General features: G+C 50.9%; 1 protein-coding gene. It reads left to right on the top strand.

Going from position 1 to position 1,021, the window contains the following annotated elements; translation table 11 throughout:
- Nucleotides 1-305 precede the first annotated feature (305 nt).
- Nucleotides 306-575 (top strand): hypothetical protein, encoded by a 270-nt coding sequence (locus V6D20_12860; protein ID HEY9816672.1) that lies wholly within the window; start codon nt 306-308, stop codon nt 573-575.
- Nucleotides 576-1,021 lie beyond the last annotated feature (446 nt).

The following is a 1,021-nucleotide window of genomic DNA, read 5'->3' as shown; positions in this document are numbered from 1 at the left end:
TCGCTTAGCTTCCATGTGTACTCTGTCGAAGTGCAAGCTAGTCCACCTAATCTAGGCAACGCAGGGTCATGGGCATCAACCATTGAGCGAGACACTGCGAGGCAAGCCGCACAGCCGAACCGCCGGGGCCTCTCCGCATCCTATACATCAACGGCTAAAAGACAGGTACCACCTCTTGCTCCCTCTCCTCGTGCGCTCTGAACATCAGAAACCGAATTAACCCTGCCATCATTCCTTGCCTCCCACATGAAATCTACTGTATACGGTGTGCCCCCGCCCTGTCTTGATGCCTAACCTTGCGCTTCATGATTGCCTGTTCTCACATCCAGGCCAACAACCCCGGACAAGATAGACTTCCCCGTCAACTGCAGGCAGCTTTCAAGTCTGTTAAGGGCAAGGAAGCGGGAGATGAGCTACCCAAAGCGCTAAAGAAAGAGTCCATTCAGAAAGCCTATAAGGTCCATTTGCTGAGGCTATTGCGCGAACGCCTAGCGGTGGATAGCGACTTTGCACAACCTGAAGTCCAGGCCAGATATCCCGCCTCGTCAAAGCTTCTCAATGGCAATAGCGATTAACCATGCTTCTAGTTTCATAAAATATCAATCACATCTGTACATCAAGTTTATTATTATTGGGAGGGTAGTTGGAGATCCTTGAGAAGGTCGTCTTTGAGGTAGGCATCATCTAAGTACTCCAAAAAGTCCCGCATTGCCCGCTGGTGGCTTCCACCGCTTTCTTGCTTATATCGCTTTGCTACCTCCGTAAAGAGGGTGTTCGATATCTGACTGGAAGCCAAAAAGGCCTACAGGTGAGCAAAGGGGAAGGAGGGGGAGGGTATGAGCATACCTCTAAGAAGGCAAGATTCCCCAAAACGATAACCTGTTGATAGATAGGCGCTATCCAGTGCTCAAGAGAGTTGCGGCCATAGGCGTTCGCGACGAGGAGGGTCTCACCAAAGATGCCCCGGTACTGCATTAGCCGTTCTACCTCGGCGTCTGTTAAGTTCAACATCTTGGTGTCC

This window comes from Candidatus Obscuribacterales bacterium, from assembly GCA_036703605.1.
In the GTDB taxonomy this organism is placed as follows: Bacteria; Cyanobacteriota; Cyanobacteriia; order RECH01; family RECH01; genus RECH01.
The sequence above is the reverse complement of the archived record's forward strand: the minus strand, read 5'-3'. Positions and strand labels throughout refer to the sequence as shown.

Bases quoted from the DNA above. Each gene is read 5' to 3' on its own strand.
- V6D20_12860 (HEY9816672.1), top strand. From the start codon at position 306: ATGATTGCCTGTTCTCACATCCAGGCCAACAACCCCGGACAAGATAGA.